19 protein-coding genes are annotated in these 17,608 nt (G+C 68.2%); 14 read left to right on the top strand and 5 right to left on the bottom strand.

Annotated features, from left to right (window positions below):
* Nucleotides 1-84: 84 nt before the first annotated feature.
* Both MLG_RS04550 and MLG_RS04555 read right to left on the bottom strand, forming a co-directional pair.
* Complete coding sequence (locus MLG_RS04550) at nt 85-3,258, bottom strand: efflux RND transporter permease subunit (RefSeq protein ID WP_011628631.1); 3,174 nt, start codon at nt 3,256-3,258, stop codon at nt 85-87.
* The gene (locus tag MLG_RS04555) at nt 3,255-4,346 is read right to left on the bottom strand and encodes an efflux RND transporter periplasmic adaptor subunit (RefSeq protein ID WP_011628632.1); all 1,092 of its coding nucleotides are present in this window, start codon (nt 4,344-4,346) and stop codon (nt 3,255-3,257) included. Before MLG_RS04555 ends, MLG_RS04550 begins: the two co-directional genes overlap by 4 nt.
* 222 nt (nt 4,347-4,568) lie before the next feature.
* Between MLG_RS04555 and rpsP the strand changes: the two genes are divergently transcribed.
* The 4 genes from rpsP to rplS are packed head-to-tail and all read left to right on the top strand — an operon-like array spanning nt 4,569 to nt 6,540.
* The gene (rpsP, locus tag MLG_RS04560) at nt 4,569-4,835 is read left to right on the top strand and encodes a 30S ribosomal protein S16 (protein ID WP_041717910.1); all 267 of its coding nucleotides are present in this window, start codon (nt 4,569-4,571) and stop codon (nt 4,833-4,835) included.
* Nucleotides 4,836-4,851: 16 nt separating this feature from the next.
* Nucleotides 4,852-5,364 (top strand): ribosome maturation factor RimM, encoded by a 513-nt coding sequence (gene rimM / locus MLG_RS04565; protein ID WP_011628634.1) that lies wholly within the window; start codon nt 4,852-4,854, stop codon nt 5,362-5,364.
* Between the two features lie 17 nt (nt 5,365-5,381).
* The gene (gene trmD, locus MLG_RS04570; RefSeq protein WP_049753516.1) at nt 5,382-6,164 is read left to right on the top strand and encodes a tRNA (guanosine(37)-N1)-methyltransferase TrmD; all 783 of its coding nucleotides are present in this window, start codon (nt 5,382-5,384) and stop codon (nt 6,162-6,164) included.
* A 22-nt stretch (nt 6,165-6,186) separates the two neighbouring features.
* The gene (gene rplS, locus MLG_RS04575) at nt 6,187-6,540 is read left to right on the top strand and encodes a 50S ribosomal protein L19 (protein WP_011628636.1); all 354 of its coding nucleotides are present in this window, start codon (nt 6,187-6,189) and stop codon (nt 6,538-6,540) included.
* A gap of 209 nt (nt 6,541-6,749) precedes the next feature.
* Here the strand turns inward: rplS and MLG_RS04580 are convergent, their stop codons facing one another.
* The 3 genes from MLG_RS04580 to flgA form a co-directional block, all read right to left on the bottom strand.
* Complete coding sequence (locus tag MLG_RS04580; protein ID WP_011628637.1) at nt 6,750-7,229, bottom strand: flagella synthesis protein FlgN; 480 nt, start codon at nt 7,227-7,229, stop codon at nt 6,750-6,752.
* Between the two features lie 42 nt (nt 7,230-7,271).
* Complete coding sequence (flgM, locus tag MLG_RS14745) at nt 7,272-7,592, bottom strand: flagellar biosynthesis anti-sigma factor FlgM (protein WP_011628638.1); 321 nt, start codon at nt 7,590-7,592, stop codon at nt 7,272-7,274.
* A 151-nt stretch (nt 7,593-7,743) separates the two neighbouring features.
* Nucleotides 7,744-8,421, bottom strand: coding sequence for a flagellar basal body P-ring formation chaperone FlgA (flgA, locus tag MLG_RS04590; protein ID WP_049753517.1), 678 nt, complete (start codon nt 8,419-8,421; stop codon nt 7,744-7,746).
* A 281-nt stretch (nt 8,422-8,702) separates the two neighbouring features.
* Between flgA and MLG_RS04595 the strand changes: the two genes are divergently transcribed.
* The 10 genes from MLG_RS04595 to MLG_RS04640 all read left to right on the top strand — a co-directional run bounded on the left by MLG_RS04595 (nt 8,703) and on the right by MLG_RS04640 (nt 17,602).
* Nucleotides 8,703-9,641, top strand: a complete 939-nt coding sequence (locus tag MLG_RS04595; protein WP_011628640.1) for a chemotaxis protein — start codon at nt 8,703-8,705, stop codon at nt 9,639-9,641.
* A 52-nt stretch (nt 9,642-9,693) separates the two neighbouring features.
* A complete protein-coding gene (locus MLG_RS04600; RefSeq protein WP_408626109.1) occupies nt 9,694-10,527 on the top strand; it encodes a CheR family methyltransferase in 834 nt (277 codons plus the stop codon).
* Nucleotides 10,528-10,831: 304 nt separating this feature from the next.
* On the top strand, nt 10,832-11,236 hold the full coding sequence (gene flgB, locus MLG_RS04605; RefSeq protein WP_011628642.1) for a flagellar basal body rod protein FlgB: 405 nt from the start codon (nt 10,832-10,834) through the stop codon (nt 11,234-11,236).
* A gap of 14 nt (nt 11,237-11,250) precedes the next feature.
* A complete protein-coding gene (gene flgC, locus MLG_RS04610) occupies nt 11,251-11,706 on the top strand; it encodes a flagellar basal body rod protein FlgC (RefSeq protein ID WP_011628643.1) in 456 nt (151 codons plus the stop codon).
* A 50-nt stretch (nt 11,707-11,756) separates the two neighbouring features.
* A complete protein-coding gene (locus MLG_RS04615) occupies nt 11,757-12,425 on the top strand; it encodes a flagellar hook assembly protein FlgD (RefSeq protein WP_011628644.1) in 669 nt (222 codons plus the stop codon).
* 28 nt (nt 12,426-12,453) lie between these two features.
* Nucleotides 12,454-13,746 (top strand): flagellar hook protein FlgE, encoded by a 1,293-nt coding sequence (locus MLG_RS04620; RefSeq protein ID WP_011628645.1) that lies wholly within the window; start codon nt 12,454-12,456, stop codon nt 13,744-13,746.
* A 53-nt stretch (nt 13,747-13,799) separates the two neighbouring features.
* Nucleotides 13,800-14,540: a flagellar basal body rod protein FlgF gene (locus tag MLG_RS04625; protein WP_011628646.1), complete on the top strand. Its 741-nt coding sequence runs from the start codon at nt 13,800-13,802 to the stop codon at nt 14,538-14,540.
* A 441-nt stretch (nt 14,541-14,981) separates the two neighbouring features.
* Nucleotides 14,982-15,767, top strand: coding sequence for a flagellar basal-body rod protein FlgG (gene flgG, locus MLG_RS04630; protein ID WP_011628647.1), 786 nt, complete (start codon nt 14,982-14,984; stop codon nt 15,765-15,767).
* A gap of 11 nt (nt 15,768-15,778) precedes the next feature.
* The gene (gene flgH, locus MLG_RS04635) at nt 15,779-16,453 is read left to right on the top strand and encodes a flagellar basal body L-ring protein FlgH (RefSeq protein WP_011628648.1); all 675 of its coding nucleotides are present in this window, start codon (nt 15,779-15,781) and stop codon (nt 16,451-16,453) included.
* An 18-nt stretch (nt 16,454-16,471) separates the two neighbouring features.
* On the top strand, nt 16,472-17,602 hold the full coding sequence (locus MLG_RS04640) for a flagellar basal body P-ring protein FlgI (protein ID WP_011628649.1): 1,131 nt from the start codon (nt 16,472-16,474) through the stop codon (nt 17,600-17,602).
* Nucleotides 17,603-17,608: the final 6 nt, after the last annotated feature.

Here is a 17,608-nt window from a genome sequence, read left to right on the forward strand (position 1 = left end):
TTGGTACTCCGCCTTATTGATGAGGGTGCCCGATGAACCATGCACCAAAGCCCCGGTCAGTGCAACGGCACGCCGCAAGGGGGTTCAGGCTTCCGCGGCACCGGTCAGCAGCCGTTTTATCCCCCTGCCGCAGCGGTTGGCAATCAGGTACAGGCAGGGCACCACAAACAGCGTGAGCAGCATGGCCGAGAGCAGCCCGCCCACCACCACCAGCGCGAGCGGCTGCATGAGGTCGGAGCCGGCCCCCATGCCGATCGCCAGCGGGGTCATGCCCGCCACCGTGGTCAGGGTGGTCATGAGGATAGGGCGCAGGCGCACGGCGCCGGCCTCCACCGCAGCCTCGGCGTCGTTCAGGCCGGCGTCGCGACGGCCGATCTCGATGTATTCCACCAGCAGTATCGCGTTGTTGACCACGACCCCGATGAGCACCACGGCGCCCAGCATGACCGGCGTGGTGAAGGGCGTGCCGGTCAGCCACAGCGCCAGCAGCCCGCCGGTGAGTGCCAGCGGTGCGGTGGCCAGGATGACCAGCGGATTGACCAGTCGCTCGTACTGTACGGCGAGCACCGTGAAGACCAGGAGCAGCGACAGGGCCACCACCTGCAGCAACTGTTGCCGGGTCTCCTGTACGGTCTCGTCGGCGCCCCCGTACAACAGGCTGTAGCCGGCCGGCAGCTCGAAGTCGGCGAGGGTGTCGCGCACCATGCGGCCCGCCGCGCCCAGGTCGGTCTGCAGGCGGTCCACGTCGGCCTCCACCCGCAGGATCCGGGTCTGATTCTCCCGCTCGATGTGCGCCGGGCTGTCGCCGAGCACGAAATCGGCCAGCTCCCTCAGGTAGACCGGGCCCCGGCCGTTGTCAGGGAGTACCGTGACGTCGCCCAGCCCGTCGCTGGTGGTGACCGTGCCCGGGGGCAGGCGCAGCCGGATGTCGTAGTCGGCGTTGGGGGTGCTGAAGCGGGTGGGGGTGATGCCGTCCACCGCCACCCGCGCCGCCCGGGCCGCTTCCTCGGCGGTGACCCCCAGCGCCTTGGCCCGTTCCCGGTCCAGGTGGATGCTGACCATGGGGGTGCGGTCGTCGCGGGCGATCTCCACGTTGGTCAGCCCCGGCAGGCGTTCCAGCCGGCGCACGATCTCGCGTCCGGCGCTGTCCAGTGTACGCAGGTCGTCGCCGACCACGCCGACGGAGATGTCCGCCTCCGACGGCCCCAGTCGCAGGCTGCGCAGGCTGGGTGGGCGCACCACGGCGCGGCCGCCGGGAAAATCCTCGGCATCCAGCTCCGTCTGCAGTTTCCGCACCCAACGTTCGGCCGGCCAGTCGGGGCGCTCATCACCCGGCGTCAGTTGGATGGAGAAGCGGGCGGTGGCATTGCGGATGTTGAGAATGCCGCCATGCAGATGCCCCCCCACCAGACTGAACACGCTCTCCACATGGGGCATCCGCCCGATCACCGCTTCCGCCGTCTTCGCAGCCTCCAGCGTGGCCTCCGGCGGGGTGCCCGAGGGCAGACGGATGAAGGCGGAAACGCGCCCGTCGTCCACCGGCGGCAGGAAGTCACTGCCGAGGTCCCGGGCCAGGAAGGCGGAACTGCCCAGCAGCGCGATCGCCAGCCCCACCACCAGCCAGGGCACCCGGACGGCCCCCCGCAGCAGCCGGCGATAGCCCCGGGTGGTGGCCTCCAGTCCGGCGCCGAAGCCGCGTATGGGGAGGGTGTCGCTGAGACCGCTCTGCCAGCGCAGCCGGGCGAGCAGGGTGGTGAGCATGGGCACCAGGGTGACCGCCGCGGCCAGCGAGGCCACGATGGCGAAGGAGATGGTCAGGATTAACTCCCGGAACAGCAGCGCGGCGACGCCACTGACCAGCAGGAAGGGGGTCACCGCCGCCAGGTTGGTCAGGGTGGCGGCCAGCACCGCGGAGAAGACCTCGCGGGCGCCTTCGTGGGCGGCCGCCTCCGGCGACTTGCCGAGCTGCTCGCGGTGGCGGGCGATGTTCTCGCTCATCACGATGGCGTTGTCCAGCAACAGCCCCACCCCGAGGGCCAGGCCCCCCAGGCTCATCACGTTGAGGGTCAGGCCGCTGACGCCCAGCAGGGCAAAGGTGGCCGCCACTGCGATGGGGATGGAAAGGCCGATGGCCAGACCGCGTCGCAGGCTGCCGAGGAAGAAGAGCACCAGCACCATCGCCAGCACCCCGCCGAGCAGGGCGGCCGTGGCCACCGCCTGCACCGAGCCGCGGATGAAGTGGCCCGGGTCCCGGGTGGTGGCGAACTGCAGGTCCTCGGTGATAAAGCCCGAGGCCTGCAACGCCTCCAGACGCGCCTGTACGGCCTCCACCACCTGTACGGTGTTGGCGTCCGGCTGCTTGTAGACGGAGAGCTGGGTGGCCTCGCGGCCGTTCAGGCGGGCAAAGATGCGCTGGTCCTGGTGGCCGTCGACCACCTGCGCCACCTCGGAGAGGGGGATGCGCTGGTCGGAACCCGGCACGTCCAGCAGCACCTGGGCGATATCATTGACGCGGCGGAACCGCCCGTCGGTACGGGTCATTACGTCAAAGTGGGCGGAGGTGATCTGGCCGGCGGGCACGTCCACGTTTTCACTGACCAGGGCACGCTCCACGTCGGCGAAGCCCAGGCCGTAGCTGTTGAGTCGGGTCTGGTCGAGCAGCACCTGGATCTCGCGCACCACCCCGCCGGCCACCGAGACCGAACCCACCCCGGTGACGGTGTTCAGTTGTGGGGCCAGGCGGTTCTCCAGCCAGTCGCGAACCTCCGGTGGGGTGCGGGTGGAGGAGGTGAACCCCGCCTGGAAGACCGGGTCCTGGGCCGGGTCGAAGCGGTAGAGCCGCGGCGGCTCGATGTCCGGCGGCATCTGGGTGCGGGCGAGCTCCAGGTAGCGGGCCGCCTCCTGGATGGCCAGATCCAGGTCGCTGCCGTACTCCAGGAAGAGATTGACGTTGGTGCGACCCTCGGAGGCCCGGCTCTCCAGGCTCACCAGGTTCTCCACCGAGGCCAAGTTCTGCTCCAGCACCCGGGTCACCTGCTGCTCCATCACCTCCGGCGCGGCGCCGGGGTAGTTCACGGTGACCCGGATCTGCGGGTATTCCACAGCCGGCAGCAGGTCCAGCGGCAGTCGGCCTATGCTGTAGAGGCCCAGCAGGAGGACCAGAAAGGCGATGGCCAGCGTGCCCACCGGGCGCCGGATGGCGGCGTTTGCCAGGCTCCCCGGGCGGCTGTCGCGGAAGTCACGGGCCAGCCGGGTCATCCGTCGTCCCCGGCATACCATTGGATGACCCGCACCCGGTCACCTTCGTTGAAGGTGAGCGGATTGACCGCCAGCACCACCTCGCCCGTTGCCAGGCCCTGCAGGATCTCGGTCCAGCCGCGGCGACTGACGCCCGCCTGCACCTCGCGCTGCTCCAACTGCCCGTTGGCGATCACATAGACATAGTGCTCGCCCGGCGCTGCCGCTCCGAGCGCCTGCGAGGGCACCGCCAGGCGGCCGGGGCGCGGGTCCACCATCAGTGTGACCCGGGTCAGGTAGCCGGGGCGCAGGCGCCCGGCCGGGGTCTCCGCGTCGATCGCCACCTCGACGGTCACCAGCCGACTGGATGGATCCGCGCTGGGGTGGATGCGCCGGATCTCGCCCGCGATGGGTTCACCGCCCAGGGCGTCGGGCCGCAGGAGGGCCGTCTGGCCCCGCTGCAGGTGCTGGATGTCCAGCTCCGAGACCCCGATGCGGGCCAGCAGGGTGTCCACCTCCGCCAGTTCGAACAGCAGATCGCCGCTACCGATGCCGTCGCCGGCCTCCACGGGGCGATGCAGGACGGTGCCGTCCAGCGGGGCCCGCACCTCGCCGTGGCGGACCCGGGCCCGCCAGAGCTCGCGCTCGCTCTGCGCCACCCGCAGCTCCGCCTCCATCGCTTCGAACTCGGCGGTCGAGGCCAGGTCCCGTTCCCGCAGTCGACGGTAGCGCTCATAGCGGGCCTCGGCATCCACCAATCGGGCCTCCGCGCGGGCAAGCTCCGCGCGCTGCTCGCTGACGTCGATTCGGGCCAGCAACTCCCCCTCTGCCACGCGGTCGCCCACCTCGGCATCCAGCTCCGAGAGCGCCCCCGCGATACGGCTGGTGACCCGTACGCGCCGGAGCGGCTCCAGGTTGCCCGCCACCGAAACGCGGCGGGAGAGGTCCCGGGGCGTGATCTCCACCCCGATAACCGGGGTGGCGCGCGGGGCGTCGCGGTCATTGTCATCGGCCCGGGCGTCGCTCGGGCCGACGCCGGCGAGCAGCCCCAGCAGCAATAGCAGCGCGGGGAGGCGGGGCGCGACGGTTGTGCGTGGCGGATAAGGCATGGGCGAACACCAGAAGGCTCAGGGTCTCGATTGTAGCGCCGGGCGGGGGCGGACGTCCGCCCGGAATCGCGCCTGGCCCCCGGGCGGGCCGCCATTGCCCATCGGGTACTTCACTTTGCCCGCAAAACCGGTACAATGCCCGGCTTACTCAAGTTTGCCGTGGCCGTGTCTGCATCATCAGGTGGGCACGGCTTTGTTCAGTTGAAGAGGTTGGTTTACGCAATGGTAACCATTCGTCTGGCGAGGACCGGAGCCAAGAAGCGCCCGTTTTACCACATCGTGGTGACGGACAGCCGCAACCCCCGTGATGGCCGCTTCATTGAGCGCCTGGGCTTTTTTAACCCCATTGCCGCCGGCAAGGAAGAGCCCCTGCGGGTGGACGTGGAGCGCGCGCGCCACTGGCTGGACAAGGGGGCCCGCCCGTCCGAGCGTGCCGCCCAGCTGCTGCGCAAGGCGGAGAAGCAGGGCGCTGCCGAGGCTGCCGAGTAACACGGCATTGCACGGTATGGAGGGGGCCGACGACATCGTTCCGATGGGCGAGGTGGTCGGTCTGCATGGCGTGCGGGGCTGGGTGAAGGTGTACTCCCACACCGAGCCGCGTGAGGCCATACTGGATTACCCCCATTGGTATCTGCGCCGTGACGACGGCGACTGGGTGCCAGTGGAGCGCACCGCGGGGCGCTGCCAGGGGAAGGGCCTGGTGGCCGCCTTCCGGGACGTGGAGGATCGCGACCGGGCACGGGCCTACATCGGCCTGCAGATTGGCGTGCCGCGGCGTGATCTGCCCGAACTGCCCGAGGGGCAGTACTACTGGGCGGACCTGGAGGGGCTGGCCGCCTATACGACCGGCGGGGAACCGCTGGGACGGGTGTCACACCTGTTTGCCACCGGCGCCAACGACGTGTTGGTGTTGCAGGGCGACCGGGAGCGGCTGGTGCCCTTCGTGTACGGTCAGACGGTGCGCCGGGTGGACCTGACCGCCGGACGCATCGAGCTGGACTGGGACCCTGATTTTTGACGGCCAGAGAGCGGAACATGGGTGAGTCCGGGGCGGACACCGGCGGCTTGCACCGGATCGACGTGATCACCCTCTTCCCCGAGTTGGTCGCGGCGGTGGGGCACCACGGTATCACCGGCCGGGCGGTGGAGCGGGGGCTGCTGGAGCTCCAGCTCTGGAATCCGCGGGACGATGCGAGCGACCGGCACGGCACCGTGGACGACCGCCCCTACGGCGGCGGCCCCGGGATGGTCATGAAGGTGGAGCCGCTGGCCACCACCCTGCGCAAGGCGCGGGCCGCCAGCACACTCCCGTCGCGGGTCATCTACCTGAGCCCGCAGGGGCGCAGGCTGGACCAGGCCGGGGTGCGCGAGCTGGCGGACGAGCAGCGGCTGATCCTGATCTGTGGCCGCTACGAGGGCATCGATGAGCGGGTGATCGAGGCCGAGGTGGACGAGGAGTGGTCCATCGGCGACTACGTGCTCAGCGGCGGCGAACTGCCGGCCATGGTGATGGTGGACGCCCTCACCCGGATGATTCCCGGCGCCCTGGGCCACCAGGATTCCGCGGAGGAGGACAGCTTCACCGACGGGCTCCTGGACTGCCCGCACTACACCCGGCCGGAGTGCTGGGAGGGGCGACAGGTGCCCACGGTGCTGCTCTCCGGGGATCACGGCCGGGTGGCGCGCTGGCGGCGCAAGCAGGCGCTGGGTCGGACCTGGCTGAGGCGGCCGGAATTGCTGCGGGAGCGGGAGCTGGACGATAATAGCCGCCGGCTTCTGGAAGAATTCATTGATGAGCACCGGGCAGCGGACCGGTAAATCGAGAACCGAGGGTACAGGCATGAACATCATCGAGCAGCTCGACAAGGAGCAGATGGCGGCCCGCGAGGCCAAGATTCCCGAGTTCGGTCCCGGCGACACCGTGACCGTCCAGGTCTGGGTGAAGGAAGGCGGTCGTGAGCGTCTGCAGGCCTTCGAGGGCGTGGTGATTGCCAAGCGCAACCGCGGCATCAACAGTGCCTTCACGGTGCGCAAGGTCTCCCATGGTGAGGGCGTCGAGCGCGTCTTCCAGACCTACAGCCCGATCATCGAGAGCGTGAAGGTCAAGCGCCGGGGTGACGTGCGCCGCGCCAAGCTTTACTACCTGCGCGAGCGCAGCGGCAAGTCTGCCCGCATCAAGGAAAAGGTGAAGTAAGGCGGCGGGTGCCCGTCCGCCGGGGTGTTGCCTCCGGCGGGCCCCGTCAACAGGAAGCCCCCGGTGGCTACGCCATCGGGGGCTTCCTGTTTGCTGCCGCTACGATCGGGCGGTTTAGCTGAGTGTGGTGATCGCCCGTTCCGCACGTTCGCCCCGGTCCGCCCCAAAGCCGGCGCGCTGGGCGACCGGCCCGGCCACGGCGCCGGTCGTCAGGCGCTGGTGATGCATCGCCCGGGCCCGGCGCCCCCTTGGGCGCCGTCCCGCCCGTAGGTGACCCCCTGGGCGGGGGCCCCGGTCAGGATGGCAAGGATGCCGGCGGTCTGCTCCAGGCTGCGGTGGATCAACCGGCCGTTGGCCTCGTTGCTGCGCTGTAGTGCCTGCAACTGGCGGGTCAGGGCCTGCCACTCCGCCTCCAGGCCGGCGTCCGACCGCTCGCGCAGCAGACGGCGCATGCCCTCCGGGTCCGGCGCATAGCCCAGCGCCCAGGCCGCCTCCGCGCGCTGGCGCTCCGCCGCTTCCAGCGTCGCCAGCGCCTCCAGCTTCTCGGGCATCAACGCGGTAAGGCCCTCGGGGTCGCGCTGCTCCAGCAGGCCGCGCTCCCGTTCGAGCACCGCCATGACCGTGTGCGCACACTCCTGGCAGCGTTGCAGGCTGTCACGGAGGCGGTCATCCTGGTCAGAGTCGGTCATAAGCCGTCGTCCTCACGGTGCCGGGGGCGGCCTGCCGCCCGGTCAGTCGTTCAGGAGGTTCTCCAGTTCCACCATGCGGCTGGCGATCCGCTCCGCATCCACCGGATACTCGCCGTTGGCGATGCGCTCTTTCAGCGCATCGACCCGCTCCCGGTTCACCTCCGGGGTGGCGTCGATCTGCTGGCGCACGGCCTGCAGCCGGTCGGAGACCGCGGCCTGGTCGGCGGCGGGGCGCTCGCCGGCAGCCGATGACCGCTCGCCGGCGCCGTCCTGCCGGGTGCTGCCACCTGCCTTGCCGGCATTGCCCGGGGTCAGTCCCGGGGTGGCCGGGAGCCGGTTGCCGTTGTTGATGGGATCCGTCATTGTGCTCTCTCCGTCCAGAATCTTGACTCAGCGTTGCCCGGGGTGGGGCTGAGCGGTCACTCTGGATAGTCAATCGGCCGATCGTCCGGAAACTTTAGCCGGCTATCGCTGATTTGAGAATATGCGAAAACCGTGCCGGTGGCGATGCCCCTCACCGACCGACCTCCACCAGGGATTCGCCGGCCACCCGGCCCTCGACCACTCGCCCGGAGCTGCCCGCCTCGACCCGCACGATATCGCCCAGCACGCCGCTCTCCAATGCCTTGCCCTGGCCGGTCACCTGCACCCTGCCGCCGCCCGCGCGCAGCGTGACACTGCGACCGCGCTGCACGAGCTGCGGTGCGGCCAGCGCGTTGCCGGCAATCAGATCGCCCCGGCGCAGCGATCGGCGCAGCTCCTTGCCGATGAGATGCTCGGCTTCGGTCTCGTAGGGGCGGTGCAGTGAGGCGAGCTGGCGGCGCTCGGTGGTCACACTGTCGGCCCTCAGGCGTTCGCCTCGGCGCAGCGGACGGGCGGCCACGAGGACCTCCACCTGGGTATCCACCCGGGCGCTGACATAGACCGTCCAGGGCTGGGTGCCGGTGCAGCGCACGCCCACGGTGAGATTGCCAACACCCCGATTATCGTGGGGAGAAAACGCCTCCAGGGCGCCGTCACAGGGGTGCAGCCGCAGGCGCGGGTCCAGCCGTCCGATGGTGATCTCCAGCTCGTCACCGAGCCCGGTAAATTGCCCCTCGACCCAAGTAGCAGCGGTGGACCGGATGTCGTCGAGCGACTGGCGCTCCGCCTGCACGGGACCGCTGGCCGTCAAAAAAATGGCTGTCAGCAATAGCCCGATTGTCCGGGGCGACACGGTGTGCCTGGGCATTGTGGCTGCTCCGTCAATGAACCCTGTGGGGGACTGGGGTGGTGCAGGGTGACAGCAGGATTCATGCCAGGGCACTCGGTGGCCGCGATCATTCCTATTCACTAAAACCTATGGTGGAATAGGGCCGTGGCCCTTCGCCGCCCGCATGCCGGCGGGCCGGGGCGGGGGCCTCAAGTTTCGGGCCCCGCGACCGATGCCAAAGGCCAGGGTTGGACCGGCGTCCTGTAGCCACCGGGGGAGTCATGTCGCAGATTTTGCACGCAGTCGATCAGCGCACGCAGCTGGCGGGACGCAACCGCATGGAGTTGTTGCTGTTCCATTTCGGCGGCGCCCAGCGCTACGGCATCAACGTCTTCAAGGTGCGGGAGGTCATCCCCGCGCCGCGCCTGAGCCGGGTCCCCCAGAGCCACCCGGTGGCCCGAGGCATCGCCCACATCCGTGGCCAGACCATCCCGGTGCTGGACCTGAGCATGGCCGTGGGTGGCCCGCCGCTGGATGTCGGGGATGGCGGCTACGTGGTGGTCACCGAGTACAATCGTACGGTGCAGGGTTTCCTGGTGGCTGGGGTGGACCGTATCGTGAACCTGCAGTGGGAGGACGTGCTGCCGCCGCCCTCCCAGGGCTCCGGGGAGACCTACCTGACCGCCATCGCCCGCATCGAGGGGAAGATGGTGCAGATCATCGATGTGGAGAAGGTGCTGGCCGAACTCAACGCCGCCGGCGGGCTGGACCCGCGGCAGGTGGAGGGCGGCGCGGACGAGGCACTGCAGGGCGCGGAGGGCTGGCATGTGCTGGTGGCGGACGATTCCGTCATCGCCCGCCGGCAGGTGGTGCACACTGTGGAGGACCTGGGGTTGGCGTGCACCGCCGTGCGGGACGGCCTGGAGGCGCTGGAACAGCTCAAGGCCTGGACGGGGGAGACCCCCTCACCGCTCGACCGGCTCCTGATGGTGATCTCCGACGTGGAGATGCCCCGCATGGACGGCTACACGCTGACCAGCCGTATCCGCACCGACGAGGCCCTGCAGGGGCTCCATGTGCTGCTGCATTCGTCGTTGTCCGGGGTCTTTAACGAGCGGATGGTCCAGCAGGTGGGGGCGGACGATTTTCTGTCGAAGTTCCGTTCCAATGAACTGGCGGCGCGGGTGGAGAACCGCCTTGCGGCGGTGACGCAGCGCTGAGGTGCGGCCGACACGGTACGCACCCCTGCCGCGGTGGTGACTATCGCAGGGAGTGAGCTTGAGCGTTTCAGCCATTAAAGAGAAAGACTACCAGGCGTTCCGCCAGTTACTGGAGTCGTCCAGCGGCATTGTGTTGGGCGACAACAAGCAGTACCTGGTGGCGAGTCGTCTGGGGCCGCTGATGGCGGATCAGCGGGTTTCCGATCTGGGGGAGCTGGTCGAACGGCTGCGCCGTCCGGGCGGTGCGACCCTGCGTGCCAAGGTGGTCGAGGCGATGACCACCAACGAGACCCAGTGGTTCCGGGATGGTTTTCCCTTCCGCGTCCTGCGCGAGCGCATCCTGCCCGACTTCGTGGAGCGTGGTCAGCGCTCCATCCGCATCTGGTCCGCGGCCTGCTCCTCCGGTCAGGAGGCGTATTCCATCAGCATGACGGTGGATGAGTTCAACCAGTCGGGCCGGGGGGCGATCGACGCCGAGATCCTGGGCACCGATATCGCGCCGCGGATGATCGAGATGGCGCGTCAGGGGCGGTATCGGGCCAGTGTCGCCCGTCGCGGCCTCACTCCGGAGCGCCAGCAGCGCTTTTTCCGGGAGGTGGGTGACGACACCTGGGAGGTGCGCCCGGAGGTCAAGCGCCGGACCCGCTTTCAGCTACATAACCTGCTCGACAGCTATGCCTCACTGGGTCGGTTCGACATCATCTTCTGTCGTAATGTGCTCATCTACTTCTCCACGGATTCCCGTCGCGACATCATTCACCGCATGGCCCGGGCGGTCCGGCCCGGCGGCTGGCTGATCGTCGGCGCCTCGGAGTCCCTCTCCGGCTATGCGGCGGATTTTGAGATGAAGCGCCTGGACGGCGGTGTCGTCTACCGCCGCGCCTGAATCCGCCCCTTCGGGGCAAGGCCTTGCCGGCGGCCGGTAAAGGGCAGCCGCCCGTCCCGTCCTGGCTCGACGGCGAGCGGATGGTCTGACTCAGGCGTTGGCGATCTGGGGGCGGGGTGGCGGGTGTTCCCCGGTGGGGACGCCGCGAGTACATCCCTGTAGGCTCGTCGCCGGCCATCCCTGGCCGGCGACGCCCCACCGGGGAACACCCGCCACCCCGCCCCCAGATCGCCACCACCTCCCAATGTCTGACCTGGCATGCTGATTGCTTAATCTCCCATGGAAACCACAGGAGAGGTGAGTAATGAGCCTGTCGTTGGACAAAGCCTTTGGCACCCAGGAACTGGCCCTGCGCCTGCGCGCCGAGCGCTCGCAGCTCTTGGCCTCCAACATCGCCAATGCCGACACACCGCACTACAAGGCCCAGGATATGGACTTCCAGGCGGCCATGCGGGCCGCCGAGGGCAAGCAGGCCCAGCCGTTGCAGGCAACCCATGCCAAGCACTTTGCGGTCAGCCGCGGGGGCGGCCTGGCTGGCGACCCGCAAGCCCTCTACCGCGTGCCCCACGGCCCGGCCCTGGACGGCAACACGGTGGAGAGCCACGTCGAGCAGGCCCGGTTTGCCGAGAACTCGGTGCAGTACCAGGCGACGCTGACCTTCCTGGGCAATCGCATCACCGGCCTGCTCGGTGCCATTCGCGGTGAATGACGGAGATTTGACGCATGTCCCTGTTCAAGGTTTTCGATGTATCCGGCTCCGGCATGAACGCCCAGCAGACCCGCCTCAACACCGTCGCCAGCAACCTGGCCAACTCGGAGACCGTGGCGGGGAGCCCAGAGCAGGCCTACCGGTCGCGCCAGCCGGTCTTCGCCTCGGTGCTGCAGGCAGCGCAGCAGGGGCAGGCGGCCGGGAATCCCAACCACCCGGGCGATGCCCGCGGTACCAACGTGGGCGTGAAGGTCGAGGATATCGTGCAGAGCGATGCCCCCGTGCAACCGCTCTACATGCCCAACCACCCGCAGGCGGACGAGCAGGGCTACGTCTACCGCTCCAACGTCAATCCGGTGGAGGAGATGACCAACATGATCTCCGCCTCACGCAGTTATCAGAACAACGTGGAGGTGATGAACACCTCCAAAGAGCTGCTGTTGCAGACCCTGCGGTTGGGCCAGCAGTGACCGGTGGCGGACAGGCGGGCCCACGGGCGGCGATAGAGAGGGGATAAGGAATGAATATCAGCGGAGCCGGAAGCGGCGACTACAGCCGGGCACAACCGACCCAGCGGGAGCCGGCCGGCGAGCTCGGACAGGATGATTTTCTCAAGCTGATGATCACCCAGCTGCAGAACCAGGACCCCATGAACCCCATGGAGAGTGGCGAGTTCATGTCCCAGATCGCCTCCTTCACCACCGCCTCCGGCATGGACCAGTTGCAGAAGTCCTTCTCGGAGTTTCAGCAGGACATGCGCGCCAACCAGGCCCTGCAGGCCGCCTCACTGGTGGGGCGTGAGGTGCTGGTGGAGACCGATGCCGGCCGGCTGCCCGCCGACGGCGAGATGACCGGCATCGTCCAGCTCCCCTCGGCGGTCGCCAACGCCAACATCCACATCCACAACGCCGCGGGTGAGCGGGTCCGCACCCTTGCCACCGGCGAGCAGCCGAGCGGCGACTACCGGTTTGCCTGGGACGGGCGTGCCGACGACGGACGTACGTTGCCCCCGGGGGCGTACCGGGTGACCGCCTCCACCCAGGTGGAGGGCGAGGAACGGAGCCTGAGGGTCATGAACTCAGCACCGGTGGTCAGCGTGACCCTGGCCGGTGAGAACGAACGGGGGCCGCGGGTGAATCTGGACGGCATCGGCGAGATGGCCCTGTCCGATATCCGTCGGGTGCAGTAACAGCGATCGAACAAAAAGGGGATTCGTTATGTCATTCGGAACATCGCTTACCGGGCTGAACGCCGCCCAGTCGGAACTCAACATCACCGGCGACAACATCGCCAACAGCTCCACTTGGGGTTTCAAGGAAAGCCGGCCGGAGTTCGCCGACCTGTTCGCGTCCAGCAACCTGGGGGTGACCGGGCTGGCGATCGGCCAGGGGGTCCGGCTGCAGAACGTCGGCCAGCAATTCAGCCAGGGGCAGTTCGACTTTACCGAGAACAGCCTGGACCTGGGGATCAGCGGCAAGGGTTTCTTCCGTCTCAGTGACGACGGCGATATCTCCTACACCCGGTCCGGCGCCTTCCAGCTGGACCGGGAGGGCTGGATTACCAACTCGGCCGGCAAGCGCCTGACCGGCTTCGCCGCCGATGGCGACGGCAACATCGTCGGTGACGGCCAGCAGGAGCTGCGGGTGGAGACCGGCAATGTGGCCCCCGAGGCAACCACCGAGGCGCGGATCCAGGCCAACCTGAACGCCGGCGCCGAGATTCCGCCGGCCTACACGCTGGATGCCGACGATCGCCTGGCGGACTTCGATCAGCTCGAGTGGGTGGGGCCGGATGAGAACAATCCGGTGCCCGGCGCCGTGTTCGACCCGCGGGATACCGCCACCTTCAACGAGTCGACCAGCACCACCTTTTTCGACTCCCTCGGGCGCCAGCACACCGCCAATTTCTACTTCATCAAGGGCAATGACAACGACTGGTATGTGCACACGGAGGTGGACGGCGAGGTCCTCAACAACGGCCAGCCCCAGCCGATCAGCTTTGGCCCCAACGGTCTCATCGAGGGCAACGCGACCTTCGACTACACCCGGGCGTTGGCCGATGCGGAGGACCTGGATTTCGAGCTCGACCTCGAATCGCTGACCCAGTTCGGCACCCCCTTCGCGGTCAGCGATATCACCCAGGATGGCTTCGCCGCCGGTGAGTTCTCCAGCCTGGATGTGTCCGAGGACGGCACCATCTTCGCCCGCTTCACCAATGGCCAGTCGGAGGTGCTCGGACGGGTGGGCGTCACCAAGTTCCCCAGCCAGGAGAACCTGCAGCCGGTGGGTGATACCGAATGGGTCGCCACCTTCGAGGCCGGTGAGCCGGTGGTCGGCACCGCCGGGACCTCGGACTTCGGCAGTATCGAATCCGGCGCCCTGGAGCAGTCCAACGTGGACATCTCGGAGCAGCTGGTGAAGATGATCGTTGCCCAGCGGAACTTCTCCGCCAACGCCAAGATGATCAGCACCGAAGACCAGATCACCCAGGAAATCCTCAACATCCGCTGATGAGGCATGACCGCCATGCCGGGCTCACACCCGGTGGCGGGGAGGCAAGACCCATGGATCGCTTGGTTTACCTGGCCATGACCGGGGCGAAGCACACCCTGGAGGCCCAGCAGCACAATAACCACAACCTGGCCAACGTGGACACGCCCGGCTTCCGCGCCGACCTGGACGCGTTGATGTCGGCGCCGGTGCGCGGCCCGGGGCACGATGCCCGGGCCTACTCCGAGGCGCTCACGGTGGGCAGCGACTTTCGCCAGGGCGGCATCGTACAGACCGGGCGGGCGCTGGATGTGGCCATTGACGGTGACGGTTGGTTGGCGGTTCAGGCCCCCGATGGGGGTGAGGCCTACACCCGCCGGGGGGATCTGCAGATCGCCGACGGCGGCTTGTTGACCACCGGTGACGGGCACCTGGTCATGGGTGAGGCCGGACCGGTGGCCATCCCGCCGGCGGACGAGATCGAGATCGGGGCCGACGGCACCCTCAGCATCATTCCCGCCGGGCAGAATCCGGACCAGTGGGTGGAGTTGGACCGGCTCAAGCTGGTGGACCCGGCTCTCCAGGACCTGCGCAAGGACAATGACGGCCTGTTCCGGCTGGTGGATGGAGGGGAGGCCGAGGCGGACGCCGGCGTGCGCCTGGTCTCCGGCGCCTACGAGGGTAGCAACGTCAACATGGTGGATGCGCTGGTGAAGATGATCGACCACGCCCGCCAGTTCGAGACCTACGTCAAGATGATGACGGCGGCCGAGGAGAACGACCAGACCAGCGCCCAGTTGTTGCGCAACAGCTAATGACCACGCGGTAGGTCACACGCCGTCTGGACTGCCACGCCCCCTGCGGGGGCTCGCAGTGACGGGTGGGGGAGGCGGCACCCCCGTCATCGCGAGCCCCCCGCCCCGCTGCGCGGGCGCGAATCAGCGAGGAACGGGGCACCCCCGTCATCGCGAGGGCCGCAGGCCCGTGGCGATCCAGGGCGGTAGACTGCCACGTCGGCTTCGCCTCCTCGCAGTGACGGTGGGGGTGGGGCCGCGCTCGCAGTGAGGGTAGGGGGCGCCCGCAGCGTCTGGCCATGTTCATCAAGAGGGCCGAAGGCCCGCGGCGATCCACACGCCGGCTTGGACTGCCACGCCCCCTGCGGGGGCTCGCAGTGACGGGTGGGGGTGCCGAAAATGGCCCCGATCTTGCAATCAAGCCGGTAACGGCAGGAAACCGACACCACGGAGGCACATGCCATGAATCCAGCACTTTGGGTGGCCAAGACCGGCCTGGATGCGCAGCAGACGCGTATGCAGGTGGTGTCCAACAACCTGGCCAACGTCAACACCACCGGCTTCAAGAAGGACCGGGCCAACTTCGAGGACCTGATCTACCAGACGGTCCGCCAAGCCGGCGGCCAGAGCACCCAGGACACCCTTCTGCCCACCGGGCTGAATCTGGGGACCGGGGTCCGGGTCACCTCCACGGAAAAGATCCACATGCAGGGCAACATCCAGCAGACCGAGAACTCGCTGGATATCGCCATTGAGGGCGACGGCTTCTTCCAGATCCTCATGCCCGATGGCGAGATCGCCTACAGCCGCGACGGCAGCTTCAACGTCGATGACCAGGGCCAGATGGTGACCTCCTCCGGCTACCAACTGCAGCCGCCCATCAATATCCCGGACGACGCGGTCAGCGTCACCATCGGCCGTGACGGCACCGTCAGCGCCCGCCTGCCCGGTCAGGCCGATCCGCAGCAGCTCGGCAACATCCAGCTGGCCGACTTCATCAATCCGGCGGGACTCGATGCCATGGGCGGCAACCTGTTCCGCGAGACCGCCGCCAGCGGCCCGCCACAGATCAGCGACCCGGGCCTGGACGGTGTCGGTACCCTCCTGCAGGGCGCGCTGGAGAGCTCCAACGTCAACATTGCCGAGGAACTGGTCAACATGATCGAGACCCAGCGGGCCTTCGAGACCAACACCAAGGCCATCTCGTCCACCGACCAGATGCTGCAGTTCATCAACAACAACATCTAAGGAGCGCGGCGATGAACCACCGGCTCATCAAATGGCTGTTCATGGCCCTGGCGGTCACCGCGCTGGCGGGGTGCGCCGGCATGCCCGACCAGGCCCCCAAGCCGCTGCCACTGCCGGAGATCGCGGAGCCCGAGCGCCAGAACAACGGCGCCATCTACCAGGCCGGCGGTGAGCAACGGCTGTTCGAGGACCGGCGCTCACGGCGGGTGGGTGATGTGATCACCGTGCTGTTCGAAGAGAACACCGATGCCAGCAAGTCCAACAGCAGCTCCATGACCAAGAGCAGTAGCGCCGAGTTGCCGGCACCGACCGTGGCCGGCCGTGGTGCCACCCGTGGCGGGGTGCCGCTGGAGTTCGACGCCCAGGCCGATCGCAGCTTCAGCGGAGACGGGGCCGCCGACCAGAGCAATCAGCTCACCGGCACCCTGACCGCCATCGTCACCGATACCATGCCCAACGGCTACCTGGTCATCGAGGGGCAGAAGAAGCTGACCCTCAATCAGGGTGCGGAGTACGTGACCATCTCGGGCATTGTGCGACCCGATGACGTGGGCGCCGACAATACCGTCTCGTCGCTGCGCGTGGCCAATGCCCAGATCGCCTACACGGGGACCGGGGCGCTGGCCGACAGCAACCGCCCCGGCTGGCTGACCCGGGTGTTCAACAGTCGCTGGTGGCCGTTGTAAGGCCGCCGAGGGGGGATCATGCGACAAGCACATTGGGGGACCACCCGCCTGACCTTGATCGGCCTGCTCGCCGTCATCGTCCTGCTGATGGGCGGACTGGCCCAGGCCGAACGGATCAAGGACATCGCCTCGGTTCAGGGCGTGCGCAGCAACCAACTGGTGGGCTACGGCCTGGTGGTGGGGCTGGACGGGACCGGTGATCAGTCCAGCCAGGCCCCGTTCACCATCCAGAGCATCCGCTCCATGCTGGCGGCGCAGGGTATCGCCATACCCGACAACGTGAACATGCAGGTGGACAACGTGGCCGCGGTGATGGTCACCGCCGAATTGCCGCCCTTTGCCCGCCAGGGCCAGACCCTGGATATCACCGTCTCCTCGCTGGGCAACGCCGACAGCCTGCGCGGCGGCACGCTGCTGATGACCCCGCTGCGTGGCGCCGACGGCGAGGTCTACGCCATGGCCCAGGGCAATATGCTGGTGGGCGGGTTTGGCGCCGAGGGGGCGGACGGCTCCCGCATCACCGTCAACATCCCCAGTGCCGGCACCATCCCCAACGGCGCCACTGTGGAGCGGGAGGTGCGCAGCCCCTTCGCCCAGCAGGGCGACATCGTGCTCAATCTGAACACCCCCGACTTCACCACCGCCCACCGGGTGGCGGAGGCCATCAACGAGACCCTGGGCCCGAATACCGCCCAGGCCCAGGACGCCGTCTCCATCCGGGTACAGGCCCCGCAGACCCCCAACCAGCGGGTCAGTTTCATGAGCTACCTGGAGGAGATCCGGGTCACTCCGGCGGAGGCACCGGCCAGGGTCATCGTCAACGCGCGCACCGGATCGGTGGTCATTGGCAGCGAGGTGAAGGTGCGACCGGCGGCCATCACCCATGGCAGCCTTACCGTGACCATTACCGAGGCGCCTTTCGTGGTCCAGCCCGATCCCTTCACCGAGGGCGAGACCATGGTGGTGCCGCAGACCGACATCGAGATCGAGGAGCAGGCCAACCCCATGTTCGTCTTCGGTCCGGGCACCACGCTGGATGAGATCGTCAACGCGGTCAATCGGGTGGGCGCGGCGCCGGGGGATCTGGTCTCCATCCTCGAGGCGCTGAAGCGGGCCGGTGCGCTGCGTGCGGAACTCATCATCATCTGAGGTGGG

This window comes from Alkalilimnicola ehrlichii MLHE-1 (assembly GCF_000014785.1).
Taxonomy (GTDB): Bacteria; Pseudomonadota; Gammaproteobacteria; order Nitrococcales; family Halorhodospiraceae; genus Alkalilimnicola; species Alkalilimnicola ehrlichii.